The sequence below is a fragment of the Edaphobacter sp. genome (genome assembly GCF_035532915.1).
GTDB lineage: Bacteria > Acidobacteriota > Terriglobia > Terriglobales > Acidobacteriaceae > Edaphobacter.
The window spans coordinates 1-25,140 of record NZ_DATKQC010000470.1 but is presented as its reverse complement, the minus strand read 5'-3'; the positions used below and the strand labels follow the sequence as shown (position 1 = coordinate 25,140).

25 protein-coding genes and 1 pseudogene are annotated in these 25,140 nt (G+C 58.4%); 10 read left to right on the top strand and 16 right to left on the bottom strand.

Annotation, left to right across the window (positions count from 1 at the left end; all coding sequences use genetic code 11):
- Together VMU57_RS22005 and VMU57_RS22000 are read right to left on the bottom strand one after the other, a co-directional pair.
- A pseudogene (locus VMU57_RS22005) lies at positions 1-655 on the bottom strand (hypothetical protein); the annotation flags it as partial.
- 80 nt (positions 656-735) lie between these two features.
- Positions 736-1,065 (bottom strand): hypothetical protein, encoded by a 330-nt coding sequence (locus VMU57_RS22000; RefSeq protein ID WP_325387359.1) that lies wholly within the window; start codon positions 1,063-1,065, stop codon positions 736-738.
- 99 nt (positions 1,066-1,164) lie between these two features.
- Between VMU57_RS22000 and VMU57_RS21995 the strand changes: the two genes are divergently transcribed.
- Positions 1,165-1,596 carry a secondary thiamine-phosphate synthase enzyme YjbQ gene (locus VMU57_RS21995; protein ID WP_325387357.1) on the top strand — a complete coding sequence of 144 codons (432 nt, stop codon included), beginning with the start codon at positions 1,165-1,167 and terminating at the stop codon, positions 1,594-1,596.
- Here the strand turns inward: VMU57_RS21995 and VMU57_RS21990 are convergent.
- Genes VMU57_RS21990 through VMU57_RS21975 form a run of 4 tightly spaced genes read right to left on the bottom strand, consistent with a single transcriptional unit; the run spans position 1,562 to position 3,626 of the window.
- Positions 1,562-2,317, bottom strand: a complete 756-nt coding sequence (locus VMU57_RS21990; RefSeq protein WP_325387355.1) for a flagellar motor protein MotB — start codon at positions 2,315-2,317, stop codon at positions 1,562-1,564. The genes VMU57_RS21995 and VMU57_RS21990 overlap by 35 nt on opposite strands.
- On the bottom strand, positions 2,314-3,093 hold the full coding sequence (locus VMU57_RS21985; RefSeq protein WP_325387353.1) for a flagellar motor protein: 780 nt from the start codon (positions 3,091-3,093) through the stop codon (positions 2,314-2,316). Before VMU57_RS21985 ends, VMU57_RS21990 begins: the two co-directional genes overlap by 4 nt.
- Before the next feature lie 20 nt (positions 3,094-3,113).
- Positions 3,114-3,419, bottom strand: coding sequence for a flagellar FlbD family protein (locus VMU57_RS21980; protein ID WP_325387351.1), 306 nt, complete (start codon positions 3,417-3,419; stop codon positions 3,114-3,116).
- Positions 3,420-3,437: 18 nt separating this feature from the next.
- On the bottom strand, positions 3,438-3,626 hold the full coding sequence (locus tag VMU57_RS21975; protein WP_325387350.1) for a hypothetical protein: 189 nt from the start codon (positions 3,624-3,626) through the stop codon (positions 3,438-3,440).
- Between the two features lie 17 nt (positions 3,627-3,643).
- Here VMU57_RS21975 and VMU57_RS21970 point away from each other — a divergent pair, with 17 nt between their 5' ends.
- From VMU57_RS21970 to fliS, 3 genes are all read left to right on the top strand, one after another.
- Complete coding sequence (locus tag VMU57_RS21970; protein WP_325387348.1) at positions 3,644-5,131, top strand: flagellin; 1,488 nt, start codon at positions 3,644-3,646, stop codon at positions 5,129-5,131.
- 152 nt (positions 5,132-5,283) lie between these two features.
- Complete coding sequence (gene fliD / locus VMU57_RS21965) at positions 5,284-6,654, top strand: flagellar filament capping protein FliD (RefSeq protein WP_325387346.1); 1,371 nt, start codon at positions 5,284-5,286, stop codon at positions 6,652-6,654.
- 14 nt (positions 6,655-6,668) lie between these two features.
- A complete protein-coding gene (gene fliS, locus VMU57_RS21960) occupies positions 6,669-7,133 on the top strand; it encodes a flagellar export chaperone FliS (protein ID WP_325387361.1) in 465 nt (154 codons plus the stop codon).
- A 5-nt stretch (positions 7,134-7,138) separates the two neighbouring features.
- On the opposite strand, the gene VMU57_RS21955 is transcribed toward fliS, so the two are convergent.
- The 3 genes from VMU57_RS21955 to cyaY are packed head-to-tail and all read right to left on the bottom strand — an operon-like array spanning position 7,139 to position 9,899.
- Positions 7,139-8,881 carry an ABC transporter ATP-binding protein gene (locus tag VMU57_RS21955; RefSeq protein ID WP_325387344.1) on the bottom strand — a complete coding sequence of 581 codons (1,743 nt, stop codon included), beginning with the start codon at positions 8,879-8,881 and terminating at the stop codon, positions 7,139-7,141.
- 59 nt (positions 8,882-8,940) lie between these two features.
- On the bottom strand, positions 8,941-9,537 hold the full coding sequence (locus VMU57_RS21950) for an FKBP-type peptidyl-prolyl cis-trans isomerase (protein ID WP_325387342.1): 597 nt from the start codon (positions 9,535-9,537) through the stop codon (positions 8,941-8,943).
- A 23-nt stretch (positions 9,538-9,560) separates the two neighbouring features.
- Positions 9,561-9,899, bottom strand: a complete 339-nt coding sequence (gene cyaY / locus VMU57_RS21945) for an iron donor protein CyaY (protein WP_325387340.1) — start codon at positions 9,897-9,899, stop codon at positions 9,561-9,563.
- 72 nt (positions 9,900-9,971) lie between these two features.
- Here cyaY and VMU57_RS21940 point away from each other — a divergent pair, with 72 nt between their 5' ends.
- Entirely contained in the window at positions 9,972-12,227 is a 2,256-nt protein-coding gene (locus VMU57_RS21940) for a Tex family protein (protein WP_325387338.1), read from the top strand.
- A gap of 15 nt (positions 12,228-12,242) precedes the next feature.
- Here the strand turns inward: VMU57_RS21940 and VMU57_RS21935 are convergent, their stop codons facing one another.
- The 5 genes from VMU57_RS21935 to VMU57_RS21915 all read right to left on the bottom strand — a co-directional run bounded on the left by VMU57_RS21935 (position 12,243) and on the right by VMU57_RS21915 (position 18,281).
- Positions 12,243-12,938 carry an SGNH/GDSL hydrolase family protein gene (locus VMU57_RS21935; RefSeq protein WP_325387337.1) on the bottom strand — a complete coding sequence of 232 codons (696 nt, stop codon included), beginning with the start codon at positions 12,936-12,938 and terminating at the stop codon, positions 12,243-12,245.
- 114 nt (positions 12,939-13,052) lie between these two features.
- Positions 13,053-14,318 (bottom strand): sialidase family protein, encoded by a 1,266-nt coding sequence (locus tag VMU57_RS21930; protein ID WP_325387336.1) that lies wholly within the window; start codon positions 14,316-14,318, stop codon positions 13,053-13,055.
- A 17-nt stretch (positions 14,319-14,335) separates the two neighbouring features.
- A complete protein-coding gene (locus tag VMU57_RS21925; protein ID WP_325387334.1) occupies positions 14,336-17,182 on the bottom strand; it encodes a TonB-dependent receptor in 2,847 nt (948 codons plus the stop codon).
- 68 nt (positions 17,183-17,250) lie between these two features.
- A complete protein-coding gene (locus VMU57_RS21920; RefSeq protein ID WP_325387332.1) occupies positions 17,251-17,646 on the bottom strand; it encodes a hypothetical protein in 396 nt (131 codons plus the stop codon).
- Between the two features lie 137 nt (positions 17,647-17,783).
- Positions 17,784-18,281: a hypothetical protein gene (locus tag VMU57_RS21915; protein WP_325387331.1), complete on the bottom strand. Its 498-nt coding sequence runs from the start codon at positions 18,279-18,281 to the stop codon at positions 17,784-17,786.
- A gap of 24 nt (positions 18,282-18,305) precedes the next feature.
- On the opposite strand from VMU57_RS21915, the gene VMU57_RS21910 reads away from it, so the two are divergent.
- The 4 genes from VMU57_RS21910 to VMU57_RS21895 all read left to right on the top strand — a co-directional run bounded on the left by VMU57_RS21910 (position 18,306) and on the right by VMU57_RS21895 (position 21,769).
- Positions 18,306-18,842 (top strand): hypothetical protein, encoded by a 537-nt coding sequence (locus VMU57_RS21910; protein WP_325387329.1) that lies wholly within the window; start codon positions 18,306-18,308, stop codon positions 18,840-18,842.
- A 62-nt stretch (positions 18,843-18,904) separates the two neighbouring features.
- Positions 18,905-20,080: an oxidoreductase gene (locus VMU57_RS21905; RefSeq protein ID WP_325387327.1), complete on the top strand. Its 1,176-nt coding sequence runs from the start codon at positions 18,905-18,907 to the stop codon at positions 20,078-20,080.
- 223 nt (positions 20,081-20,303) lie between these two features.
- Positions 20,304-20,990 (top strand): hypothetical protein, encoded by a 687-nt coding sequence (locus VMU57_RS21900; RefSeq protein WP_325387325.1) that lies wholly within the window; start codon positions 20,304-20,306, stop codon positions 20,988-20,990.
- Complete coding sequence (locus tag VMU57_RS21895; RefSeq protein ID WP_325387323.1) at positions 20,990-21,769, top strand: energy transducer TonB; 780 nt, start codon at positions 20,990-20,992, stop codon at positions 21,767-21,769. Before VMU57_RS21900 ends, VMU57_RS21895 begins: the two co-directional genes overlap by 1 nt.
- 80 nt (positions 21,770-21,849) lie before the next feature.
- On the opposite strand, the gene VMU57_RS21890 is transcribed toward VMU57_RS21895, so the two are convergent.
- A complete protein-coding gene (locus tag VMU57_RS21890) occupies positions 21,850-22,722 on the bottom strand; it encodes a hypothetical protein (RefSeq protein ID WP_325387321.1) in 873 nt (290 codons plus the stop codon).
- Between the two features lie 289 nt (positions 22,723-23,011).
- On the opposite strand from VMU57_RS21890, the gene VMU57_RS21885 reads away from it, so the two are divergent.
- The gene (locus tag VMU57_RS21885; RefSeq protein ID WP_325387319.1) at positions 23,012-23,269 is read left to right on the top strand and encodes a GlsB/YeaQ/YmgE family stress response membrane protein; all 258 of its coding nucleotides are present in this window, start codon (positions 23,012-23,014) and stop codon (positions 23,267-23,269) included.
- Positions 23,270-23,316: 47 nt separating this feature from the next.
- On the opposite strand, the gene VMU57_RS21880 is transcribed toward VMU57_RS21885, so the two are convergent.
- The coding region (locus VMU57_RS21880) for a sensor domain-containing protein (RefSeq protein ID WP_325387317.1) at positions 23,317-25,140 on the bottom strand (1,824 nt) is incomplete at its 5' end.

Genomic DNA, 25,140 nt, shown 5'->3' with positions numbered 1-25,140 from the left:
CTTCCTGATGGTGGCCGAGCGCGGCGATGGGATCTTCTGAGGCAGAGAGCCGATGGGGATAGGCGGTTGGGCCGATGGCGGGGTCGCCTATGGGGGCGGCATAGAAGCTGAGCAGGGTTTGCTTGCCCAGAGGGATGTCGTAGAGGGCAGCTACTTCCATGAAGAAGTTGTGAGGGTGCTGGCCGTCGATGATGGGCTTGCCGAAGGCGGTCTCGCCCTGCTGAAAGAGCTCGGAAAACTGGCGGCTACTGACGGTTGCGGGTTCGAGCGAGAACATTGTCCGCAGCGTGAGCTGGCCCGGGCCGAGCTGGCGCATCGCCATGGGCATCAGCCAGTTGGTGGAGAAGAGTTTGTCGGCACCGCGTGGGCCTGATTGTTGCGTATCGGAGATAAAGGCAGTGCCATGGAGCATCAGCATCCATTGGCCATGGTGCGACATGAGCATGGGAGTTGGCGTGGAGGTGGGCTCCGCGCTGGTGCCGGAGGAGGCGTGGTTGAGTTCGGCATCGATGAGGGTGGTGGGCTGATGCATCATGCCCATCTTCTTCATCGGTGCGGAACTCATGTTCATGCCGGGCATATCGGGTTCTTGCGCCGAGGCGGCGAGGGGGAGGAGGGTGAGTGCGAAAAAAACGGCGACTAAGGCGCGGGGCATGACGAATTCTTCTCCTGAGGAACGGCTGGACAGCGTGCAGCGTGGATCGCGCTGCATTGCGGCGAGGCGTAGGAGTGGAATCAGATGCGAAGCGTGAGGCGTGGTGGGTGCGGAGGCGGCCAGATAAGTTGATCGGGAGGCGACAGGATCGCTATGGTGCCGATGCTGATCGCCGCAGCTTCAACGAAAGAGATTTGAGCAGGCTGCTCGATGGTTACAGCGGTTGCAGTAGCCGAAGGCTGATGATGGGCATCACAGCATACTGGAGTCTGCTGGTTGATTGGCTGATGTTTTGTGCAGTGGCTGCAGGATGCAGGGGTATGGCTCGCCAGGTCCATGCATGATGAGGAACTGGCGATCAGCACTATCATGCAGAGAACAGCGGCGAGATTGCGTAGGGCTTGCTTCATGCGGCACAGCGATTCTTATTGCAGTATAAATCCAGCAAGGAAGTGCCAGGGGCCTGTCTATTAAGTAAGCTGACGGTAGATCGAAGAGCGGAGCTCACTATGTCAACGATGAAAGCGCATACGGAATATCTGACGTTCCATACGGACGAACGTTATGAGATGGTCCACATCACTCCGAAGGTCGAAGAGGTTGTGCGTCGCAGTGGGATCGAGGATGGACTTTGCTTTGTGTCTCCGATGCACATTACCGCTGCGATCTATGTGAACGACCACGAGGATGGCCTGATCGAAGACATCGGAACGTGGCTGGAGAAGCTCGCTCCGTCGTGGCCGGGATACAAACATCATCAGACAGGCGAAGATAATGCCGACGCACATCTTAAGGCGCTGCTGCTGCATCACGAGACGACGCTGCCGGTTACGAAGGGGCGGCTCGATCTGGGAACGTGGCAGCGTGTCTTCTATGCGGAGTTCGATGGGCAGCGGCCCAAGCGCGTTATCGTGAAGCTGCTGGGCGTCGCAAAAGGATGATGTCTACGCGGCGGTTCTGAGCGCGGCCCGCAGCGGTGCGGTTGCTGGCGACGGGATGGAATTCGGCATAACCGGCGGCAGAGAGATTGGCTGGATCGATGGGGCCGTGTTCGAGCAGCAGGCGTGCGATGGCGGTGGACCGCGCTGTGGATAGCTCCCAGTTAGTGGCGAACTGCGCGGTGTGAATGGGAACATTGTCGGTGTGGCCTTCGATGCGCAGCGGGCCTGAGGGCAATGCCGTGGCGAGGCTCGACAGCATGGGAATGGAGGCGGCGCGGACTTCGGCTGAGCCTGAGGGAAAGAAGCCTGCCTCGTGCAGCGAGATGACGAGGCCCTCGGTCGTAATACGCATGGTGACGCTGCCGGGCGGGATATGTCCGGCGGCGACCTGTTCGGCGAGAAGTTTGTTGAGATGCGCCTCGGTCTCTTCCGCAGTTTCGGTTCTGACTGAAGGAAGTGGAAGCGGAAGAGCAGCGGGCGTTGTGTTGACGGGGGCACCGCGACGGTCGGTCAATGGCGGCGTCTTCGAGTGAGCTTCAAAGACTCCCATGGGCGTGAACGCGCTCTGCATGGCGGCAGAGAGTTCGGCCTGCTTTGCCTTGTTCGCCTGACTGGAGGCGAAGAGTACGACAAAAAATGCGAAGAGCAGCGTGATGAAGTCGGCGTAGGAGACCAGCCAGCGCTCGTGATTGACGTGCTCGTGTTTTTTCTTGCGGCTCATGCTGCGATGACCTCGGCTTGCTTTTCCGGCTTGCTGTCGAACAGGAAGGTGCGGAGTTTGGTCTCGATCATGCGCGGGTTCATACCTTCAAGGATGGAGATCACGCCTTCGAGCACCATCTCCTTAATCATCTGCTCTTCGCGCTGACGAATCTTGAGCTTGCCTGCGGCGGGAAGGAAGACCAGGTTTGCCAGTGCTACACCGTAGATGGTGGCGACGAAGGCGACCGCGATGCCGCGGCCGACCTCGTCGATGTTGTTGAGGTGCTGCATCACCTGAATCAGCCCGATGACGGCGCCGATGATGCCGACGGTGGGGGAGTATCCGCCCGCGGCCTCGAAGACCTGGGGAATCTTCTCTTCCATCTCGGTCTTGTTGTCGATCTCCATCTGCATGATCTTGCGGACCTCGGAGGGCTCGGTGCCGTCGATAGCGAGCATTAATGCTTGTTTCAGGAAGGGATCCTCGACTCCGGCAAGATCCTGATCGAGCGAGACGATTCCGCTTCTTCGCGCCTTGTTGGCGAACTTTACGATCTGCGCTACGACAGCCTCGCCATCGGAGCCGTGCGACCGGAAGATGGTCGTCGCCTGCTTCATCGCAGTCACGAAGATATTCATGGGGAACTGCAGCAGCACAGCACCCACGGTGCCCCCGACAACGATCATCGCCGCGGTCGGTTGGGTGACCTGAGAGATGCTGCCGCCCTCGATCATCATTCCGGCCATGATGCCGATGATGGCAAGGGCGATGCCACCGATGCTGGCGAAGTCCATAAGAAATCCTCTCCGGGAGCTTAGTCTTTCGACGTTTGGTGTTCGATGTCGCGTAGGACTTTTTGCGCATCGTGGGCGGACTTCGCGCTGAGCGATGGAGCGGCCTCAGGCCATGCTGCGGCAAGGACGCGAGCGCGGTATTCGAGAGTGCGCCGCAGGATTTCACCCGAAGGCTCGAGCACAACCAGCTTCTCGCCGGTGATGAGCGTGAGCACGGTGTCGGGTGCGGATTCGGCGTATTTGATCAGGTCGCAGTTGACGATGAGGCGACTGCCGTTGAGGCGTGTCAGTTCGATCATGCGGGAGAGGCCCTCTGCCTGCTTCATCGGCAGAGAGGCCCGTTCTCAATAGAGAGAGGGAACGAACTGACCAAAGGTAATGTGGCGGCTAAAGTGCCCATCCGCGAGGCCGATGAGGGCTGTGAACGCGGAGTCTTCCGCAAGGTGAACCGGAGCTTCCTGCTGCTCTACTGGCAGGGCGAGGTTTCGGATCAACACCCGGGGACTGGCGACGCGGTAGTTCAAATCGAGCAATACAGGAGCGTCTTTCCATGTCCTTGGGTGTCTTGAACAACATCGCAGCAATCTACGCGCAGAACAATCTGAACCAGACGCAGAATAGTCTTCAGAATGTTCTTCAGCAGCTCTCCTCCGGTTCGCGCATCAACAGCGGCGCGGACGACGCGGCCGGTCTTGCCCTGGCAGACGGCCTTCATGCAAACGAAGCAGCTTTGACCCAGTCTTCGCAGAATGCGACGGCGGGCGTGGGCTTGCTGCAGACCGCCGATGGCGCGCTCTCGCAGGTCACCAACCTGCTGAACCGCGCGGTTACTCTGGCGACCGAGGCTTCCAACGGAACCCTGAATGCGAACCAGGTGAGTTCGGCCAATCAGGAGTATCAGAATATTCTGACCGAGATCGGCAACATCGGATCGACGACAAACTTCAACGGTAATAGCGTATTCTCGAGCGCCGCCAAGACAGTATTTGTCAGCGACGGCACTTCATCCGGCGCAACGACCTACAGCGAGACCATTGGTGGATTGAACGCGGCGAGTGTGGGAACTTCGAACGCAGTTGCTACCACCGCGACAGCCACCCCCTCGGCCCCGTCGGTTTCCGGTGCCGCAGTTCAGTCGTCGAGCACGATCGCGTTTACGGCAGGTACGGATGCAGCAAGTGGCACGCTTCAACTGGGCGTTGGAACAGGGCCACAGCATAGTATTGCCCTCACCGGCCCGGCGACTGGCGTGGCAGCTCTTATCAATGGCGATGCTACGTTCGCGGCTGAAGGTATCACCGCGTCCTTTACCGGTACGACTCTGACGATCAATGGACCTGCGAACGGGTCGGGAAGTCTTGTCTATGGCGGAGCGAACAACGTTTCGGACGCCGGTTCGACGGTCACGCCGTCTGTGCCGACGGCCGCATCGACAGGCGAATCTACTTCGACGATCGCTCTGACGGCATCGCAGTCACTTGCCGGCACGCTGAGTCTTGCGGTCGGAGCTGGTTCGGCGCACAGCATTACCGTTGCTGCCGGTACCTCGGGCACGGCTCTGGCTGCGCAGATCAATGGAGACAGCACCTATCAGACAGCGGGTGTCACGGCTGCGTACAACTCCACCACAGGTTCTCTGACGATCTCCGGTCCCACCGGAGCAGGTAAGAACCTTAACTTCAGCGGAACTGCGCTGACGAACACTGGTTCAACCGGCGTGGACTTCACAGGTTCCGGTGTTTCAACTCTGTCGGCTGCCACCGCGCAGAACGTGTTGACCAGCGTGACGTCTGCTATCCAGGATGTTGCCTACCAGCGCGGCAACATTGGAGCCAGCATCAACGAGCTGAATGCGGCGTCGAACGTTGCCAGTTCGGAGTCGGTCAACCTTACCTCCGCCGAGAGCAGTATTCGTTCGACCAACTACGGCCAGGCGACCAGTGACATGGCCAAGTTCCAGGTGCTGAGCCAGACCGGTATCAGCGCGTTGGCACAGGCGAACAGCGTGCAGCAGGAGATCCTCAAACTGATGCAATAGGTTGAAGGGAGATCGCGGCGTCCGCGGCTTTGCCAGGGCAGACGCCGCGATCTCACTGTTTGACGAGAACCATTAGCGCCGTCTAATTCGGCGAAGCTATAGTTGGCCGCTCGATTGCTACTGACTGCGCGGGGCAGGGACAGGAAGGTAAAATGGGCACAGTTGGAATCAACTTCGGCGCTGCAAGCAGTGGGCAGGGCTTTGATGTGGCGTCCACGGTCACTGCGATTCTGAGCAGCCAGCAGGCAATTGAATCGCCGTGGCAGACGCAACTGGCATCGCTGAAGGCGCAAGACACCGTCTTCACCACCTTGGGGAGCGATCTGTCGACGCTGACGACGGCGATGCAATCGCTCACCGACTTCAGTGGTGTGCTGTCGGCGAAGCAGGGCTCTAGCTCCGACACCAATATATTAGAGCTCACTTCGGCTGCCACTAATTCCATTGCCGGCAGCCACACGATTGTCGTCAGCCAACTGGCGCAGACCTCGTCGAACTACTCGGATACGCTAACGAACGCAGGGGATAAGCTCTCCGGATCGCTGACGATCCAAGTGGGCTCGGCTGCGAGCCAGACGATCACGATAGACAGCACCAACAACACGCTGGCTACGCTTGCGAGCGCGATCAACGCGGCTGGAATGGGCGTCAATGCCAGTGTCATTACAGACGTCTCAGGCTCGCGGCTCTCGCTGGTGAGTGGAACGAGCGGTTCCGCTGGACAGCTTTCGATTACCACTGGTCTGACGGATGCAACTACAAGTACGGCCATAGGGTTCAACACCGGTCAGACCGGTCAGGATGCCAATCTGACGGTTGATGGAGTCTCGCTCAACAGCGGGTCGAATACCGTGACGACTGCTATTCCCGGCGTTACCTTTCAACTGCTGTCGACCTCAGCCTCTCCTATCCAGGTACAGATCACCAATGACACGACTTCCATTGCTACTGCAATGAGCAATGTAGTCTCCGCCTACAACAAGGTGATCAATGACATTAATGGGCAGGAAGGAAAAGATTCGAGTGGAAATGCGGAGCCGCTTTTTGGAAGTACCACGTTGTCCCTGCTTCAAAATCAGCTTTCGAGCGCTCTGATCAGCGGCTCCAGCAGCGGTTCGATCAGTAGCATCACTCAACTGGGAATCGGCTTTAACCAGGATGGAACGCTCACTCTGAACGGCGATACTCTCAATACGATCCTGAACAGCAAATTCTCCGATGTGGCGGGGTTCCTACAGAACTCCGGCAGCTTTGGGCAGAGCTTTGTCTCGACGTTGAATAATCTGGGAACGCAGGCGCCCGATGGCTCCATTTACCTTGCGCAGCAACAGAACAGTGCGCAGGAGGCAACGCTCAATCAAAGTATCAGCAACGAAGAAGCGCTTCTGGCATCCGAGAAGACCTCGCTTACGACCGAGCTGAATACGGCCAATCAGGTGTTACAGTCGATTCCCGCCCAACTAAACCAGGTCAACGAGATGTATAGCGCCGTGACCGGTTACAACACGAGAAATGGAGGATAGCCCGAGTGAGCGAGATGAGTTATCAGCAGCAGGCCCTGGTCGGTGCTACGGGCGTTGAACTTGTGGTGGCGCTCTACGACGCGGCGCTCCGTTTTCTCTACAGGGCCATGCAGTGCGTGGAAGAAGACGATGTTCGCGGGAGACGCATTGCCGTGAAGAAGGTCGTCGATATCCTGATGTACCTGCAGGCTCGACTGCGCCCGGATGTTGGCGGAAGTGTCGCCAGTTCGCTTGCAGATTTTTACGCGACGATGTTCACCATGACTCTGGAGGCATCGCACTTTGCGTCGAAGGAGCAGTTTGAAGAGGTGATCGGCTGCGTGCGGAACGTTCGCGATGCGTGGGTAATTGTCGCTCGGGACCCCGAGGCAGGAAGGGTGCTGCCCAGAGAGTTGCGCACGAGGGAAGAGAAGTTTGTGCCGGTCACCGAGATGCGTCCAGCCGATAGCGAGGCCAGTGTGTCGCGTTGGCTGGCGTAGTGTAGTTAGGTTGCGACCGAGAGCTCTTCTTCGAGGCGCTGCTTTTCGAACAGGCTGGTGTAATAGCCGTTGCGTGCGAGCAGTTCGTCGTGGGTGCCCCGCTCTGCAATGCTGCCGTTGACCAGAACGGCGATCTGGTCGGCGTTACGCGCTGTGGAGATACGGTGCGAGATGAAGACCGTGGTGCGGCTCGCCATGCCTTGGCGCAGGCCGCTTAGGATGCGTTCTTCGGTGTAGGTATCGACGCTGGCGAGAGCGTCGTCGAGGATAAGGATGCGGGGATCGCGGATGACGGCGCGTGCGATGGAGGTGCGCTGCTTCTGCCCGCCGGAGAGGGTGACGCCACGCTCGCCGACCATCGTATCGAAGCCTTTTGGGAACTCCAGAATCTCTGTACTGATATGAGCGACGCTCGCCGCTTCTTCGACCTCTTCCATGGTTGCGTCGGGTCTGCCGAAGGCGATGTTCCTGCGAATGGTCTCGGAGAAGAGGAACGTCTCCTGTGGCACGAAGCCGATGCTCTTACGCAGCTCGGCGAGCGTGAAGTGGCGAATGGGTTGGCCGTCGATGAGGACGGTGCCGGGCGCTGCATCGTGCAGACGAGGAATCAGGTTGACCAGCGTCGATTTGCCGGAGCCGGTCGGACCTACGATCGCGAGGCTGGTGCCGGCGGGAATATGAAGGTTGATGTTGTGAAGGACATCGGGCGCGTTCGGGTACGCGAAGGTGAGGTTGCGGAACTCGATATCGCCGGTGATGGGATCGTCGGTGGCGGTGGGCGCGTCGGCGATGGACGGCTTCTGCTGCAGAAGCTCGTCGATGCGGACGACTGAGGCTGTGCCGCGCTGGAAGAGATTGACGACCCAGCCGACCGCGATCATAGGCCATGTGAGCTGCACCATGTACACGATGAACGAGGTGAACTGGCCGACGGAGATGCGGTGTTCGACGACCTCGTGGCCACCCACCAGCAGGGTAATCATGAGCGACAGGCCGAGGACGAACTCGAGCGTGGGCCAAAGCATGGCCATGAGACGGACGAGGTAGAGGCTGCGCTTGATGTACTCCTGATTGGCGGTCTCGAAGGAGGCGATTTCGGCTTCTTCCTGAACGAAGGCGCGGATGAGGCGGGCTCCGGAGAAGTTCTCCTGCGCCTTGGCGGAGATGTCGGAGAACATGGCCTGGATGCGCTCGAAGCGGCGATGGATGCGGTTGCCGAAGTATTGGACGAGGACGGAGGCGATGGGGAGAGGAACGAAGGCACAGAGCGTCAGCTTAGGACTGATGCGAATCATGAAGGGCAGCGCGGCGGCGGTGAAGATGATGGTGTTGGCGCTGTACATGATGGCCGGGCCTAGAAGCTGGCGGACGGCGTTGAGATCGTTGGTGGTACGGGCCATGATGTCGCCGGTGCGGTGAGTGTGAAAGAAGTTGGCCGACTGGCGTTCGAGATTCGCGAAGAGATCGTTGCGGAGATCGTATTCGATATCGCGTGAGGCGCCGATGATGACTTCGCGTGTGATGTACAGAAAGATCGCGGCAAAGATTGCGATGACAAACAGCCGCAGCGCGTGGTGGACGACCTTTGCTTCGGTGAGGCCGTGCTGCATGTCGTCGACGGCGCTGCCGATGACGAGCGGAATGAGAATTTTGATGACGTTATAGAAGATGACAGCGATGCCGCCCCAGGCGAGGCTCTTCCAGTAGCGCCGGAGGTATGGGAATAGCGGTCTAAGTCGATCAATCATAAAAAATAGCCGAGGATTACTTGAAAATCTGGTCCAAGTCGCCAGGAGATTAGACGCGACTAGAGGCTCTCCGGATGCGGAGAAGTTTGTGGTTGCGTGGCAGGGGCAGCTGGCTGTGTCTCCTGAGTTGGCGGCTCTGCCTGTGCGGGTGTTGGGGCCGGCTCTTCCGGCGGGTTGTCGGACATGCTTACGAGCTCGATATCGAAGACGAGGTTAGCTTTGGCGGGAATGACGGGCGGGTGGCCCAGTTCTCCGTAGGCGAGCTGGTAGGGGACATAGAGACGGCGTTTGCCGCCGACGTGCATTCCCTCGAAGCCTGTATCCCAGCCGATGATGACCCGTTTGGCTCCATCGGGAAAGGTGAAGGGTTCGCCGCCGGGGTGGTCGTAAGAGGAGTCGAACTTGGTGCCGTCAGTAAGCCAGCCGGTGTAGCGGACGGTGTACCACTTGTGGGTCTCGGCGAGCGGACCTTTGCCGACGACGATGTCGACATACTTCAAGGTGTAGAGAGCTTTGGCGATGCCCGGCACTCGCGGAATTTTGGAGACGGCCGTTGTCGCGGTGTGATGATGGGCCACGACGGCTTTGTGGGTTGTGGTCTGGGCGGTGGCGGATACGGCGGCCAGCAAGGCGAGCGAGAAGAACATCGGCTTCATTAGTATCTCTATTTTAAGAAGGATTAGGCGAGCGTGATGGTTGCATCGTTGAGGTGCTCGCGGAGGAGCCGCTGCGTGAGTGACTTCAGGTCTTCTCCGGTTTTGGGGAGCACAAAGGCGCTTGCGGTCTCGGACCACTCGAGTTTGAAGCTGGTGGAGGTGGCGGAGATCCAGAGCTGGCGGACAGGAGTATTCGGTGTGAGAACGAACTTACTGGTGCCATTGTCAAAGACGATGTTGAGGACGCCGTTGTTCTCCTCGGCCTCAAATGCCTCGGACTCCTCTTCGGCAACGATGAGGGATTGCTTGAGGGCTTCGAGGGCGCGGTCGGATTCGCGGCGGAACGTGGTTTCGTCGAGCATGGATTTAGTTTAGCGCGGGTGGGCTGAAAGGGATTTTTCCAGATGATTTGCGGCTAGGATGGGAAGATATCCATGGCTGATCCTAAAGTTCTCTCCCCTGAAATTCTTCTTCATATTGCAACTTCGTTAAATGTGCCCATGCGTGGGCTGGTCGCCGTGATTGAGCTGTTCAATGAGGGCGGTACCGTTCCGTTTATTGCGCGCTATCGCAAGGAAGCCACGGGAAATCTGGATGAAGTTCAGATTCGCGATATCGAAGAGAAGCTGGCTTACTTTCGCGACCTCGTGTCCCGGCGGGAGACGATCTTGGCTTCCATTCTGGAGCAGGGCAAGCTCACCGATGAGTTGAAGGGACGCATCGAGGCCACGCTCGACAAGAGCGAGTTGGAAGACCTTTATCTTCCTTACAAGCCGAAGCGGCGCACCAAGGCCACGATTGCCCGGGAGAAGGGGCTCGAGCCTCTGGCACTTTATCTGATGGCGCAGGAGGCTGGGCCGCAATCGCTGCTTGAACTTGCTGCGGGTTTTGTGGATGCAGCGAAGGAAGTGAACAGCGTGGAAGAGGCGCTGGAGGGTGCGCGGCATATTGTCGCCGAGATGTTGAGCGAGGATGCCGACCTGCGCAAGGCGCTGCGGCAGTTGATGTTTGACGAAGGCATCGTGGTGAGCCGCAAGGCAATGGATGCGGTCGATGAGCAGGAAAAGTTCAAGATGTACTACGAGTATCGCGAACCGGTGAAGACGATTCCGTCGCATCGAATGCTGGCGGTTCGCCGGGGCGAGAGCGAGTCGGTGCTTTACTTTCTGATCGAGATGGAGCCTCTGCGTGCGCTGGGCGTGATGCGGCCGCGAGTGCTGCGGAGAGAAGGTGACTGGACGGCGCAGCTTGAGCTGGCGATGGAGGATGCGTGGAAGCGGCTGCTGAATCCTTCGATCCAGGGTGAGCTGCGCCTGGAGCTGAAGAAGCGTTCGGATATGGATGCGATTCAGGTGTTCCGTGACAATCTGCATCATCTGCTGTTGGCTCCCCCTGCCGGTCCGATTTCGATTCTGGGAATTGATCCTGGGCTGCGTACGGGGTGCAAGGTCGCCGTGGTGGACCAGACGGGCAAGTTTCTGGCGAATGACGTGCTCTATCTGCACACGTCGAAGGGCGCCGCGGATGGCGCGGCGAAGGTGTTGGAGAAGTTGCTGGTGGAGCACAATGTTCGTGCGATTGCGATTGGCAACGGAACGGCTTCGCGGGAGACGGATGCGTTTGTGCGTGATTTTCTGCGCGAGCGCCGTCTGGACAACATCTTCTCAGTCACGGTGAGCGAGTCGGGTGCCAGCATCTATTCGGCGTCGGATATTGCACGGCAGGAGTTTCCTGATCTTGACCTGACGGTGCGAGGTGCGATCTCGATTGCGCGAAGGTTGCAGGACCCGCTGTCGGAGTTGGTGAAGGTCGATCCGAAGTCGATTGGTGTGGGGCAGTATCAGCACGATGTCGATCAGCGGCAGTTACAGCAGTCGCTGGAGACGGTGATCGAGAGTTGCGTGAACCGCGTGGGCGTTGATCTGAACACCTCTTCGTGGACGCTGCTGCGCTATGTTTCAGGAATCACGGAGCGCACTGCGTTGAACATCGTGAGCTATCGCAACGAGCATGGGCAGTTTCGCTCGCGGACCGAGTTGAATAAAGTTACCGGAATCGGTGCGAAGACCTTTGAGCAGGCGGCGGGATTTTTGCGGATACGCAATGGAGAGAATCCGCTGGATATGACGGCGGTGCATCCTGAGTCGTATGGCGTGGTGGAGGAGATTGCGAAGTCGCTGGATGCTCCGGTGGGAGAGCTGATTCGCAGGCCCGAGTTGCTGGCGAAGGTGGATGCGAAGCAGCTTTCGGCGGGGACTTATACGTTGAAGGACATTCTGGAAGAGTTGAAGAAGCCAGGGCGCGATCCGCGCGATAAATTCGTTGCCCCGAGCTTCAATGAAACGGTCCGCGAGTTTGCCGATGTGCAGCCTGAGATGGTGCTGGAAGGTGTGGTGACGAATGTGACCAAGTTTGGCGCGTTTGTCGACATCGGCGTGCATCAGGATGGGCTGGTGCATGTCAGCGAGTTGTCGAACCGGTTTATCAAAGATCCGTCAGAGGCTGTAAAGGCCGGGCAGATCGTTAAGGTCAAGGTGCTGAGCGCGGATGTGAAGACGAAGCGAATTGCACTGTCGATGAAGGCGCTGATGGGGCCGGCGCAGAAGGTGCAGCGGGAGGCTCCGAAGAAGCCTGAGATCTCGATGAGCGACAAGTTGAATCTGCTGGCTACGAAGTGGAAGGTTTCCTAAAATTATTGCCAGATCTTAGTGCGCTGGCAGCAATTTTTCGATGATCTGCTGGACCTGTTTTGCCTGCACCGCGCTGCCTGCCTCGGTGTAGTGAACGCTGCCATTGTGAAGGTCGTCATGGGCGGCCATGAGAACGTGCTGGTCGTCGATGGGAATATGGAAACGCTGCATTGTACGAAGGGATTCGGCGTTGCGTTGGTCGATGCGCGGGTTGGTGGCTCCGCCGGAGTCATCTGCGTGGACTGGCGTGGTGGTGGCCCAGACCAGCTTTGCTCCCTGCGATTTTGCACGCAGCGCCTCAACCAACTGGGGGAGGGAACTGCCGTAGGCGGCTTCCGTGTACTTCCATCCGTGCATTCCGTTGTTGAAGTGGATGACGGCAAACTTCAGCGGCATCATGGCGAAGTAGTCGCTTATCTGATGGATGAGCCGCGGATCGCCGGAGGCCGCCGACGTCGCGAAGAGATAGCAGTTGGCGCGGCCGGCGAGGAGTTTTGTGACCTCGGGATAGTAGCCACGAGTGATGGAGTCGCCGAGGAGCAGCACATTGGGGAGTGCGGGATCAGGGTTGTCGGGTTTAGCAGCCCATGTCCATTCAATTGTTTCGAGGATGCTTTTTGATGAAGGTGTTGTTGGAGCCTGAGCGATGGCGGCTGGAAGCATGAAGCTGGCGCAGACGAGAAGAGCGATCGTGCGGAGACGAGTTTGCATTGGGTTCACCGAACGAATGTATTTACATGTGAAATTTTAATTTCAGTTATGACGACCAGTGATGCTTATAGATTGCGGTTCTGGCCATTGTCAAATTGCATCGCAATCATTTGCCTAATGCGAGGTGCCGCGGATGAGCGAGGCGTGGGTCGCATCAGTTCCGCTCCAGACGACATAGATATCGCCGTCGGGAGAGAGGCTGGCGGTGGGGTAGCGTTCGCCGGAGGCATCAGCCGGGACGTGAGCTGTGGCTGAGACGTGACCACTTGTGTCGATGCGGAGAGCGTAGGGTGTGAGGCTGTTCCAGTCGCCGCCTTTTGTTGCCTGGCGGCCTGAGAAGACGAGGGCGATGGTGCCGTCGTCGGCCATGGAGAGATAGGGGTGGTTCGCGTTTTCGATGCCGTCGCTGACGGAGATCTCCTTCGAGAAGGTTTGGCCGCCGTCGTGTGACGCGGCCATGCGGATGCCAGGGTGTTCGCCTGTGGCTGTGTACCACGCGACGATGAGCTTGTTGCCTTGTGCTGCTGTGACCGGGCCCGATTCCGGGCAGCCGAAGAGCTTCCAGTGATCGTTGGCGACGCGGACGGCTGGGCCAAAATGCTCGCCATGATCGGTGGAGGTGGCGACGGCGATGTCGCGTTCGTTATCGCCGTAGACGTGACGGTAGGCAACATACACGGTGCCATCGGCTGCAATAGCGACCGAGGGGCGGCAGCAGGGACATGCGAGGCTCGCTACTTTGACATTGTGGTGGAAGGTCGCACCGCGATCGGTGGAGCGGGCGAGGTAGATATTGAAGGTTCCGGTGGTGGCAGAGGTGTTGTCGCGTCCATCGAGCCATGCGGCGTAGACGTCACCGTTGGGCGCTACGGCCAGAGTTGCGAAGCCGGAATATGATTTGTCCGTTGCTGGCTTGTCAGTGACGATAGTGGAGAGTGGTGGCGCTGTGCCCATACCCGTGGAGCGAGCTTCGACGAGTTGTGTTTGATCGGCCGCGCCTTTTTGCTGCCAAAGCGCGAAGGCATACATGCCGCGTGCAACTAGTTGTGGAGCGTTTTCGGCGGAGGTGTTTACGGTGTTGCCCGGTGTGCTGAGGGGGGTGGCGGGCATCCAGTGTTCGCCGCTGTCGTGGGACATGCGCAGGGTGAGTGCGCTGTCTTCTACGGCGAGGAGATAGAGTCCTCCCGTGACGGTGGCGGCGACGATGGGACGTTTTGCTTCGATGCCGAGAGCGTGTGGATGAGACTCAAAGACGAACGCCTGATGCCCGGTTTGGATGAGAGGGCGTGTGTGCTGCCAGAGCAGGAACGCGATGACCAGCACCGCGACGATGCTGAGGCTGATTGCGATGAGGTGATTTGTCGAGCTGCTTCTGGTCATCACGGTTCCTTTGGTTGTTAGAAGGTCAGGCGGGCTGCGAGTTGGACTTGCCGCGGATCGCCGACAGCGGTGGCATGGCCGAAGCTGGAGTTGGCTGCGTTGGGATAAATGCCGGTTCCGAAGGTTCCGTTAGGAATGAGGTCGTTGCGATGGTTGAGTGCGTTGAAGGCTTCTGCGATGGCTTCGAGACGGAAGCGATCTCCCAGGGGAAAGGTGCGGCTGAGGCGAGTGTTCATGTTGAAGAAGGCGAAGCCAACTCCGGTGTTGCGTGCGATGACGGTTCCGGGCAGCGCCTGGGTGCAGTTGGCGATGCCGCGTACGCAGGGACGAAGGGTTGTGCCCTGAATGCTGTTGGTCCCGGTGGTAATGTTGAAGGGCGAAGGGGAGTAGTACTGGAGCATGGTGCTGAGCAGGAAGCCGCTCGAGAGCTGACTCCAAAGTCCGCGGGATGGTTGTATCGCAGTGTGGATGGTGCCGTCGAAGACGAGGCGATTGCGCTGATCGTCGTCGGAGAGGCCGCGGTCTTCGGCGATGTCAAAATTGTTGATGGGTGAGCTGAAGAAATATTCCCCTACGTCATCGATTGCCTTCGACCAGTTGTAGGAGATGCGGTAAGCTCCCCAGCGTGTTGGCTTTTGCTGGAAGGAGACAGAGAGCCCGTCGTAGTAGGAGTCTCCGGCGGACTGGTACTGCTTGTTGTTGCCGTACGCGGCATTAGGACGGCAGCCGTTGTTGTTGCCGGTGGCGATGCAGGTGGGCGTGTTCTGGTTGACGGAGGCAAGCAGATGGAGGCCGCGCAGATGCTGGTAGCTGAGGCTGAGGTTGCTGCTGGCGCTTAGTTGCTGCTCGACTTCGAGGCTAGCCTGCTCGGAGTAGGCGTTCTGGATACGCGGGTCCATCGTGGTGAAGTTGACCAGAACATCTGTGGGGAGTGTGGTGAGAATGTTGGGGAAGGTGGGCGCTCCGGTTTGTGTCGGCGAGACGCTGACGGTGACGAAGGTGGAGCTGTCAACATTGGTCGTGTTGTTGCTCGACTGGAGCGCGTTTGAGAGTGGACGCAGGGGAACGCGGTCGTAGAAGAGCCCGTAGCTTCCGCGAACCACTGTGGTGCGATGTGGTGACCAGACGAAGCCTAGTCTGGGTGAGATGTTGTTGGTATCGGTGGCGATGGATTTTAGAAATTGCAGATCGTAGCGGAGACCAGCGTTGAGCGTGAGGGATCGCGCGAGCTTCCATTCATCCTGCACATAGAGGCCGAGGTTGGGGTTGGTCTGCGGCACGAGGGGGTTGCCGAAGGATTGGGTGTAGCCCGAGTTGTTGTAGGTGCCGTTGAGAAAATTATTGAGCGAAGAGAAGGAGTAGCTTCCGCGGTTGGACATGGGGAAGGTAATGGTGAGGTCGTTGAAGAGGAAGTCCACGCCAGCGCGGAGCGAATGGCTGCCTGCCTGATGAGAGAGATTGTCGACGACCTCGTAGAGGTAATCGAGGCGCCCAGTCGGGGAGCCGGAGAGCGTGCCGAAGGAGGCGACGCCGGAGATGCTGACGGCTGGGCCCGAGGCGTCGTTGGGCAACGCTGTGAGGTTACTTCGAGTGAACTGGCCGCGGGTTTCATTTACGGTTCGGGGAGAGAGGGTGAAGATATTACTGACGGCGATGGTCTGGTCGATATCGTGAAGCGCAGCCGCAGCGCTGATGGCGCTTAGTCCACCGACGCCGCGCGAGTTCTTACTGTCAACTTCGTAGAGGCTGTAACGTGCGCTGAGTTGGTCGCGGTCGTTGAGGTGGTGATCGATCCTGGCGAAGAAGTTGTTCGTGTGGACCGGGTTCGAGTAGAGGCCAGTCGTGATCTGCGGGCCCTGGTAGCCGATGGTTTGGAGATGGCTGTTGATGGCAGCGACGTTGGCGGACGCGATGGTGATGAGTCCGTCCTGATTGAGTTGCTTGCGTTCGAAGTTGGCGAAGTAGAAGGTGCGGTTGCGTAGGATTGGGCCTGCAAGGCTGGCTCCATATTGGGCCTGTGTGATGGGCAGCTTACTTTGTGAGAGAGCGTTGTCGGCGTTGAGGCGCTGGTTGCGCAGGTAGCCATAGACGCTGCCGCGAAGTGCGTTGGTGCCGCTCTTGGTAACCATGTTGATGTAGCCGCCGAGTGCGCGGCCGAACTCGGCCTGACCGCCGGAGGTGACGACCTGAAACTCGCGGACGACGTCGAGACCGTAGAAGGTTCCGGTGAGTCCAGCGGCGTCATCATTGGAGGAAAGGCCATCGACCACGAAGCTGTTGGAGAAGTTGCGCTGACTGCCGATGGAGATTCCCTGGCCGGGAACGGCGGAGGTTTCGGCGAAGAGCTGCGTGCTGGCGGTATTGGTGGGTGAGACGCCGGGAACAAGGAGAGCGAGGTCGAGGAAGTTACGGCCTAGCAGGGAGAGGTTCTCGATCTCGTGCGGAGAGATGGTGTTGGCGACTTCGCTGCGGTTGGTTTCAAGAAGCGTGGACTGGCTGGATACGTTGACTGAGGTCCGGGTTCCAGCCAGAGAGAGAGCAATTTGCAGGTCGAAATCCGCGCCGACGGTCAGGGCGATGGAACGGTCGGCTTCGGCGAATCCTTGTCGAAGGACGTGAACGCTATAAGTGCCGATGGAGAGATAAGGGAAGCGAAAACGCCCGTCTCTGCTGGTCGAGGTCGTGCGCGAGATATTAGTTGCTGTCTGGGTTGCTGTGACCTGCGCGTCAGCGATGACGGCGCCGGATGGATCGACGACTCGTCCACTGAGAGAAGCGTTGTTCACCGTCTGCTGCGCACTGGCGGTTGCAAGAGCGACAAAGGTGAAGACGATGACTGCAAGGTGATGCCTGAGAAGCTGCACTGATTCCTCCGGGGGTTCAGGTGCGGTGCACATTGGTTGCGTCGTGCCGCACTGTCCATTTCCTGTGTTCAGGAGCGGGAGAGTCTCAGGGATGGAGGACCGCGTTTCTGGTGGGAGCGGTCGATGGAAACGCGAAGGGAAACTTCGGTCTGGGTGGGGCGGACCGACGAACTGATAGTAACGGCGGAGACTGCCGTCTGGATTTCGTCGGGGTCGAAGGGAAGATTGACGACTGCGGGAACTGCAGGACTATAGGGGCAACTTTCCTGCACGCTTGCGGTTTCAGTTTTGCCAGTGTCGCTGGAGGAACGCTGCGCAATAGCAGCTGCCGCCATGCAATGATGCTTGCCGTTGCGTCTGCAGCAGACAGGCACGTTCGCGTCTGCTGTGGACGCCGCGAAGAGCGGAGAGACCAGAGGCAGCATGAACAGCAATACCAGCGAGATGGAGAGAACACGACGCACGAGCAGCCTGACGCAGCAATGCTTATAGGGCGACTTTGGAAGATGTCATGAAATTGTTCGTGTACGACGTCGCACCACATAAAAGTGGAGGCTTGAGTTACGGGCGCGAAGCGAACAATGTCGATCAGTTTTTAGAGTTAGGAGAGGTACGCAGGAGGGCCGCGTTTTTGCCATGCTGTATCAAGAGCAATCCGGACGTGAGCGCAGGGGGGCGCTTTGACCGTGCTGTGATTGATCGATTCAGCAAGCAGGCGGGTGCCGGCATGAAGCCGTGCGTCGTTGTGCCGGACCAGTGTTGCCGGTCTGGGATAAAAGGGGCACTTCGTCGAAATGGTGGAGACGGTGAGCTGATGAGCGGAGGCATCCGGCCGCTGCGCCTTCATCTGGCAGTGGTGAACTCCGTTGCGGCGGCAGCAGGCTGGCAGGTTCGCGTCTGAGTTTGTGGAGAGCGCGAGCAGCGGCGACACCAGCGGAAAGCTGAAGAGTAGCAGCAGCGAAAGTGCCAGCAGGCGTCGCACACTGCGATTGTAGCTGATGGTTGAGGCTCCCTCGCCATGTGTGCGCTTATAAAAGCTTTTTGCGTTTTGCAGGACAGGTTTATCCATCAGGTTCGCGCCGACGACAAGCAGTGTCAAGAGGCTTAAACTTGGAAGATGTATATGCGTTTTGTCAAAAGTTGTTTGCTGGGAGTGGTAGCGTTGGGACTGGTTGGTGTGGCTCACGCACAGACTGCTATCTATGGTGAGTTCACCGCGGCCAAGTTGAGTACACCAAACACATCATGGATGTATGGGCCGACGGTGGGTCTTTATCACGATTCGGAGCATGGATTGTTCGCCACCGGGCTGGATGTTCGCGGAACATTTGCAGGCAGCGGCAACGCCAAGGGAGCCTATACCAACCAGACGCTCGATACTCTGCTGGGTGGGGTGCGGCTTGCGGTGACGCCCCGTGTTTTGCCCTTCAAGCCCTACGGAGAGGTTCTGGGTGGCCTCGGGCATTTGAAGGTCGGACAAGGGTCCGCGCGGACGTCATCAACCAAATTCGCCTACCAGTTCGTTGGTGGTGTTGACTTTACGATCTTGCCCCGCGTTGATTGGCGGATGGTGGAGTTAAGCTATGGCCGGCTGGCGGGGTTGGGCGACAGTTTCGTTCCCAAGACGCTGAGCACGGGAATTGTGTTTCGGCTGCCATAAGAAGATTGCATCTGGGTGCGAATGTATTTTGCGGAATGGCCTTTACCTTTTATCATTAAAGGATGAGTGAGGTTTTGGAGCAGGAAGCTAAGTCAGCGCCGGCGCACGCGGCGAAGTACACACGTAACAACCCATATTTTTCGACGGTTACTGTCAACGAGCTATTGACGGCCGAGGGATCGGAAAAAGAGACCCGGCATGTGGAGCTAACGCTCGAAGATGGCATGACCTACACCCCCGGTGATGCGGTCGGGATCCTCCCCGAGAACCGCCCCGAGGCGGTTGCAGAGGTATTGACCGCTCTGGGCTTCAAGGGTGACGAGCGCGTGCTCGACCACTACAAGGTAGAGATCAGCCTCGAAGAGGCGCTGCGGACGCGGCTGGGTATCGGCAAGCTTGCACGCGGCAGCGTGAACCAGTATGCGAAGCTGGCACCCGAGATCGAAGGGTTGAAGGTGATGGTCGGACCCGAGCACAAGGCCCGCGCCGAAGAGTATTGCTGGGGACGCGAATTTGTCGACCTCGCGACGGAATTTCCCGGCGTGGTGAAAGATCCGCAGGAGCTGTTTCATGTGCTGCAGCGGTTGACGCCGCGCATGTACTCCATCGCGTCGAGCCAGGCCATGCACAAGGACAATGTACAGACCACGGTGCGCGTGGTGCGATATGACGCGCATGGCCGCAGCCGCCAGGGCGTGGCCAGCGGACACCTCGGTGACCGCGCCGGCGTTGGCGTCAAGATGCCGATCTTTCTCCATGCGAATGGGAACTTCCGGCTGCCGGAAGATACGTCGGCTCCCGTGATTATGATCGGGCCGGGAACAGGAATTGCGCCGTTCCGCTCCTTTCTTGAAGAGCGGCAAGCCAAGGGCGAGCCCGGCGACAACTGGCTCTTCTTCGGCGAACAGCGCGAGGCGATGGACTTTCTCTACAGGGAGCAATTGCAGGCGATGCACAAGGGTGGCGTGTTGACGCATCTCGATACGGCATTTTCGCGCGACCAGGCGAAGAAAGTCTATGTGCAGGACCGTATGCAGGAGAAGGCTGCCGAGTTGTATGCATGGCTCGAGCGCGGAGCATACTTCTATGTCTGCGGCGATGCGACGCGTATGGCCAAGGACGTGGAGACCGCTCTGCTCGATGTGATTGCCAGAGGATCGAATGGCACGCTCGAACATGCAACGGAGTACCTCGCGGCGATGAAGAAGCAGAAGCGTTACCAGAGGGATGTCTACTAGAAAAATGGAGCGCTTGATTCAGGAAGAATGCGGGCCGACTCTGAGACTTCAGCGTTGGCCTGAACTTCTTTAATGCGTCTCTCGTGGGAACGGCGCGCGTCGAGTTCTCTTTCGCAGATTCATCCCAATTTTTATCTGCTGATATATCTCCGGTTACAGCGACGGCCGAATTCGCTGGGTCGGGCACGCAACCATTGCAAAAGCGACGTCCATCATAGAGGAGATGCCTTTCTTTCTAGATACGCAGGAGACGGTTCAGCGCTTTGGCAGTTCTGTCGCAGAGTTTCGTTCGCTGCTCGACACCAATCATGTTCGCCACGGCTCGCCAGACGATCTCTTTGAATTTACCAGGACACTCGAGCACAGCAACCAGTTTCGAATGGATCTCTCCGCGCTGGTTAAATCCGTCGTGAGAAAGGAGAAGGACGAGCTGTTGCTCACCGACATGATGAGCATCATCGCTGCCTCCGTTGGCGGCCGGGCCGTTACCGATACAACGGCCGACATCACCGGGCCAACCAACGCGCTGATGGAGTTTCTGTTGGGCACCGGGTGCTGGAAGCAGTTCGGTTCACCGAGGCCAGTCGCGCAGCGCACAGCGCCACTGTCCAAACCGGCTCTTCGTCCTGAACAGCCTGAGCCCATACGGATCTCTCTCCCTGCTTCGCCTGCGAAAAGCCACGTTGAGGTTCCCGAAGAAAAAGCCAGCCTGCGCGATATATCGAACGAGCTTCGCCAGACGCTCTCTCGACTCGAGAGCAATACCCAACAGGTCAAGCTCCACCTCGATTCGATCGAACGCCGCATCGGCAAGATGGAAACCACGCCAAAGACTATTCCACCGGATAAGACAACAGGGCTCGAACCCCTTCTTCATCGGGTTGCCGACGCTCCCCACCCAATGTCGTGATGCCGGTTGCCGAAGCGATTGCTCCCATCGAACCATCGCTGCCAACTCGAGGCCGCGCGGTCTTCACTGGTCCGCTTCATCTCGATGAGTCTGCGACAGCCGAAGAGGACGACTTCTCGGTACCAACATTCGCCTACGGCTCCGAGAAAAGACGAGTCATCGTTCCTGTCGTTCTCTTTGTCATTCTGGTGGCGATCATGGCTGCCGTCTTCTTCTATCTTCACTCAGCAGGGAATCAGTCTTTCCTGAAAGCAGGGTTGGCACGTATCGAAGGAAGTCACGCAAGCGTCAACAGCACGTCTGCCCCCGCTGCCTCTACACCCGCACAACCTCCGCCGCCGGCCTCGTCCGCTCTTACAAACGCGGCTGGCACTTTATCAACATCAACTTCACCAGCTCCCGTCAGACAGGCCGCAACCCCGCCTGCACAAACTGCCGCATCAGGCACTCCCCCGGGCCTGAATAATCCGAAGTTCAGGTACGTCCCCGCCAATGTCATGGAAGGCTACCTGCTCTCCGCGCCGCGGCCCGAATACCCTGCTCAGGCCAGAGCGGATCACATCGAAGGACAAGTTACCTTGCAAGCCACCATATCCAGGTCTGGAGCGATTACCGGCCTGCATGCGATCAACGGCCCTCCATCGTTGCGGAGCGCTGCAGTCGCTGCTGTGCGCAGCTGGCGATACAGGCCTTACTCTGTCGATGGTCAGCCCAGGGACATTGCCACAACGGTCTATGTCGACTTCACGTTGAAGCCGCCGCCCGTGCTCGTCCATTAGCAGGTTATTCCGCTATCGAGAATACAGAAAGACGGCGGACAAGGTTTTCCGTCCACGCATTTGCAACATCTCTCCGACCCTCAAAAGCTATAGCCAACGCCGAATGAGGCGACCGGGAAGAACGAGGCATAGCTCAGGTTGTTATTGTTGCGCCGTACAAATGCTGCAAGATCGTGCTGAAAACCGGCATCGTCCTGCACCGGCTGGCAGCCGAGCGGCTGAGGTTCCGACGGGTCGCAGGCGCTTCCGCTGAAGTCAACCTTCAGCGTTGGCTGGCCAACGTAGTAAAAGCCAACCTCGATCGGAAAACTGAAGTGCTTTCCACTGCGAGGAATGATGTTTCCATAGCCGATCATCAGGCCGGGCGAGGTCTTCCATACTCCGATGGAGGCGCTTCCGTGCAGTGGGTCGGCCTGGCTGCTGACGTAATCTCCGTTATCCAATGAGATCGTCTCCCCCGGCGGCACAATGACCGTGGCTCGTACATTGGTCTGGTTGAGAAAGACAAGCAGCGGGCTGACGTGAAATCCGTTATGAAACGGAAACCAGTCGAGCGAGGCCCGGCCGCCGCCGAGTCGCAATGTCGCATTCACATTGGCACCCTCTTCCTGAAAGGAAGTGGTGTAGCCGAAGAACTGACCGCCCAGCCGCACATTGAAATGCGGAGCCACGGCGAGAGCCACGTCGGCGCCGATGCCATTGATGCCCGCGTGCACATCAACGCCGATGCGGCCAGGGGCGCGCGTGGCGATTGCCCCGGAGTTTGTTGATGCGCCAAAAGCCCGAGGGGCAGAAGACCGTGTCTCATCGCCGTCGGTACTGGAACTCACTCTGGCGGCCGAGGACACGATCTGAGATGAAGAGGAAAGACGGAAGACCGGAGCCGTTTGTGCATGGGCCGAAAAAACGAGTAGAGGCAATAGGGATAGAACTGCACCGTTGGGAAATTTCATACTGCGATGTCTCTCCTGGATTTAGTGGCAACAGTAGACGGGGGGGGCTGCCAATCTATCTTCAACAGCAAGGGGGAGGAAATCGTTCAACCTGTAAGTAACTACATCTGAGGTCAAAGGTATTGCGTACCTTTCCTATTTCGGATTACTAAGGTATCGGCAATCCGGGTTTGATCATTAATCGCCATGAAGGCAAAACAAATGTTCCACATCTTTCAATAGCTGGAGTATGCTTTCCGCACCATTTGTAAACCATCCGGCGACCCCGGAAAATTACGGAGGAATCTCTATGCTTCATCTGCTGTGGACGGCAATTATTGGTCTTGTTGTGGGTGCGCTTGCCAAACTGATCATTCCCGGCAAAGAGCCCGGCGGCATCTTCATCACCATGCTGATCGGCATCGCGGGCGCCTTTCTGGGAACCTGGATTGGCCGTGTCATCGGCCACTATCAGCCGGACCAATCCGCAGGCTTCCTCATGTCGCTCGTCGGCGCGCTGATCCTGCTCGGCATCTACCATCTGATTAAACGCAGCCAGACGGCTTGACACAGGCGAGGGATGTTCGATCTCCTCATGGGACAGAGAACATCCTTTCATCGCGTTTCCAGGGTTTGCAGAGGTCCCATGTTTTCGGCATAAGTCCTTGCGGCAGCCGCAAAATCCCTTGCCGCAACTGGAACGCCAAGAAAATTACCCTGTACCTCATCGCACTTTCTGCGCAACAGAAAGCGCAATTGCTCGTCGGTCTCAACCCCTTCCGCGACTACCTTGATGTTCAACCCATGCGACATCGCAATAATGGTTCGCACCACCGAAGCGGCATTCACGTCCGTCTCGGCCTGTCTTACAAAACTCTGATCGATCTTCAGCCGGTCTACCTGGTATTGCAGCAGATACGAGAAGCTGCAAAACCCTGTGCCAAAGTCATCGATTGAGATCTTCACGCCGAGGTCCCGTATCTTCTGCAGCTTGTCGAGATTGTCGTGGGAGTTGACCATCAGCATGCCCTCGGTAATCTCAATCTCCAGATGAGATGCAGACAGGCCGCTCTTGGCCAGGCAGTGTTCGATCACCTGCAGCAGGTTTTTCTGCTGAAACTGGCGTGGCGACAGATTGACCGATACCGTCAGCTCCATCCCCAACTCATCCTGCAGGGCCTTGCCCTCGCAGCACGACACCAAAAAGGCCCATTCGCCGATGGGAATTATCAGACCCGTCTCTTCGGCCAGGGGAATGAACTGGCCCGGCGAAATCTTGCCCATCCGCGGATGCGTCCAGCGAAGCAACGCCTCCATGCCCGTGATGGCTCCTGTCGCCAGCGACACCTGGGGCTGATAGTGCATCTCCATCTCTCCATTCGCAATCGCGTGACGAAGAGCGTGTTCCATCATCAGTCGGTCGGCAGTCTCCTTCATCATCCCTTCGCTGAAAATCTGGTGCTGGTTGCGGCCATTCTCCTTGGCCGCGTACATCGCGGCGTCCGCACGCTTGAACAGATGTTTCACGTCCGACGCAAAGTCGGGGTAGATGCAGACCCCTACGCTCGTCGTCACCTTCACCAGGTGTTCATCGACGGATATCTCCGGCGACAGCTTGAGCACGAGGTTGGCCGCGCACTGCTCAACATCTGCGACGCTGGTAATGTCCGGCATAACCACCACAAACTCATCGCCGCCGGCCCGCGCGACGATATCGGTGCTGCGTACCGACCGGCGCAGGCGATTGGCTGCCTCCACCAGAATCTGGTCGCCCGACGTATGCCCCAACGAGTCGTTGATGCGCTTGAAGTGGTCAAGGTCGAGCATGAAGACCGCGACTTTTGTGCCATACCGCCGGGCCCGTTCAATCGCCTCCACCGTCTTGTCTCGAAGCAGCGCCCGCCCCATCAGCCCGGTCAACTGGTCGTGGGTCGCCAGGTGTGTCACATAGTCCAGCATTTGCTGGCGTTCCGTAATGTCTACCGCGATGCCGACAAATCCCGTCGCCACGCCCTCGTCCGACCGTACTGCTCGCATCGCCAGGCTGATCGGGGTCCGCGAACCGTCTCGCCGAACCAGCGTCCACTCCTGCTCCTCCAACTCGCCCGCGGCAGCCGTGGCAGTTAAGAGGTGGAAGCGGTCGCTATCCGACACCATCTCCGGATTGTCCTTACCGCTCTTGGTCAGCAGCTCAGCCTCATCATGCAGGATGGTCAACGGGGCCTTGCCGACCAGCTCTTCACGGTCATAACCGGAGAGCTTCTCCGCCGCGACGTTCATCGCGGTGATGACTCCCTCCATGTCCGTTGCGACAATGCTGAAGGGAGCATTCTGAAAGACGGAGTCGGTAAACTCCAGCAGGTGCTTGTAGCGTTCCTGCGCCGCTTTGATCCCGCTGATATCGCAGCAGGTCATCGCGATGCCGTCTCCCAGCTTCGT

Excerpts from the sequence above, each read along its gene's own strand:
- VMU57_RS21900 (WP_325387325.1), top strand. The coding sequence starts at position 20,304 with ATGCCTTTCTTTCTAGATACGCAGGAGACGGTTCAGCGCTTTGGCAGT.
- VMU57_RS21940 (WP_325387338.1), top strand. The coding sequence starts at position 9,972 with ATGGCTGATCCTAAAGTTCTCTCCCCTGAAATTCTTCTTCATATTGCA.
- VMU57_RS21930 (WP_325387336.1), bottom strand. The coding sequence starts at position 14,318 with ATGACCAGAAGCAGCTCGACAAATCACCTCATCGCAATCAGCCTCAGC.
- VMU57_RS21995 (WP_325387357.1), top strand. The coding sequence starts at position 1,165 with ATGTCAACGATGAAAGCGCATACGGAATATCTGACGTTCCATACGGAC.
- VMU57_RS21910 (WP_325387329.1), top strand. The coding sequence starts at position 18,306 with ATGCGTTTTGTCAAAAGTTGTTTGCTGGGAGTGGTAGCGTTGGGACTG.
- VMU57_RS21985 (WP_325387353.1), bottom strand. The coding sequence starts at position 3,093 with ATGGACTTCGCCAGCATCGGTGGCATCGCCCTTGCCATCATCGGCATC.
- fliD (WP_325387346.1), top strand. The coding sequence starts at position 5,284 with ATGGGCACAGTTGGAATCAACTTCGGCGCTGCAAGCAGTGGGCAGGGC.
- VMU57_RS21890 (WP_325387321.1), bottom strand. The coding sequence starts at position 22,722 with ATGAAATTTCCCAACGGTGCAGTTCTATCCCTATTGCCTCTACTCGTT.
- fliS (WP_325387361.1), top strand. The coding sequence starts at position 6,669 with ATGAGTTATCAGCAGCAGGCCCTGGTCGGTGCTACGGGCGTTGAACTT.
- VMU57_RS21955 (WP_325387344.1), bottom strand. The coding sequence starts at position 8,881 with ATGATTGATCGACTTAGACCGCTATTCCCATACCTCCGGCGCTACTGG.
- VMU57_RS21970 (WP_325387348.1), top strand. The coding sequence starts at position 3,644 with ATGTCCTTGGGTGTCTTGAACAACATCGCAGCAATCTACGCGCAGAAC.
- VMU57_RS22000 (WP_325387359.1), bottom strand. The coding sequence starts at position 1,065 with ATGAAGCAAGCCCTACGCAATCTCGCCGCTGTTCTCTGCATGATAGTG.
- VMU57_RS21950 (WP_325387342.1), bottom strand. The coding sequence starts at position 9,537 with ATGAAGCCGATGTTCTTCTCGCTCGCCTTGCTGGCCGCCGTATCCGCC.
- VMU57_RS21980 (WP_325387351.1), bottom strand. The coding sequence starts at position 3,419 with ATGAAGCAGGCAGAGGGCCTCTCCCGCATGATCGAACTGACACGCCTC.
- VMU57_RS21990 (WP_325387355.1), bottom strand. The coding sequence starts at position 2,317 with ATGAGCCGCAAGAAAAAACACGAGCACGTCAATCACGAGCGCTGGCTG.
- VMU57_RS21885 (WP_325387319.1), top strand. The coding sequence starts at position 23,012 with ATGCTTCATCTGCTGTGGACGGCAATTATTGGTCTTGTTGTGGGTGCG.
- VMU57_RS21905 (WP_325387327.1), top strand. The coding sequence starts at position 18,905 with ATGAGTGAGGTTTTGGAGCAGGAAGCTAAGTCAGCGCCGGCGCACGCG.
- cyaY (WP_325387340.1), bottom strand. The coding sequence starts at position 9,899 with ATGCTCGACGAAACCACGTTCCGCCGCGAATCCGACCGCGCCCTCGAA.
- VMU57_RS21895 (WP_325387323.1), top strand. The coding sequence starts at position 20,990 with ATGCCGGTTGCCGAAGCGATTGCTCCCATCGAACCATCGCTGCCAACT.
- VMU57_RS21935 (WP_325387337.1), bottom strand. The coding sequence starts at position 12,938 with ATGCAAACTCGTCTCCGCACGATCGCTCTTCTCGTCTGCGCCAGCTTC.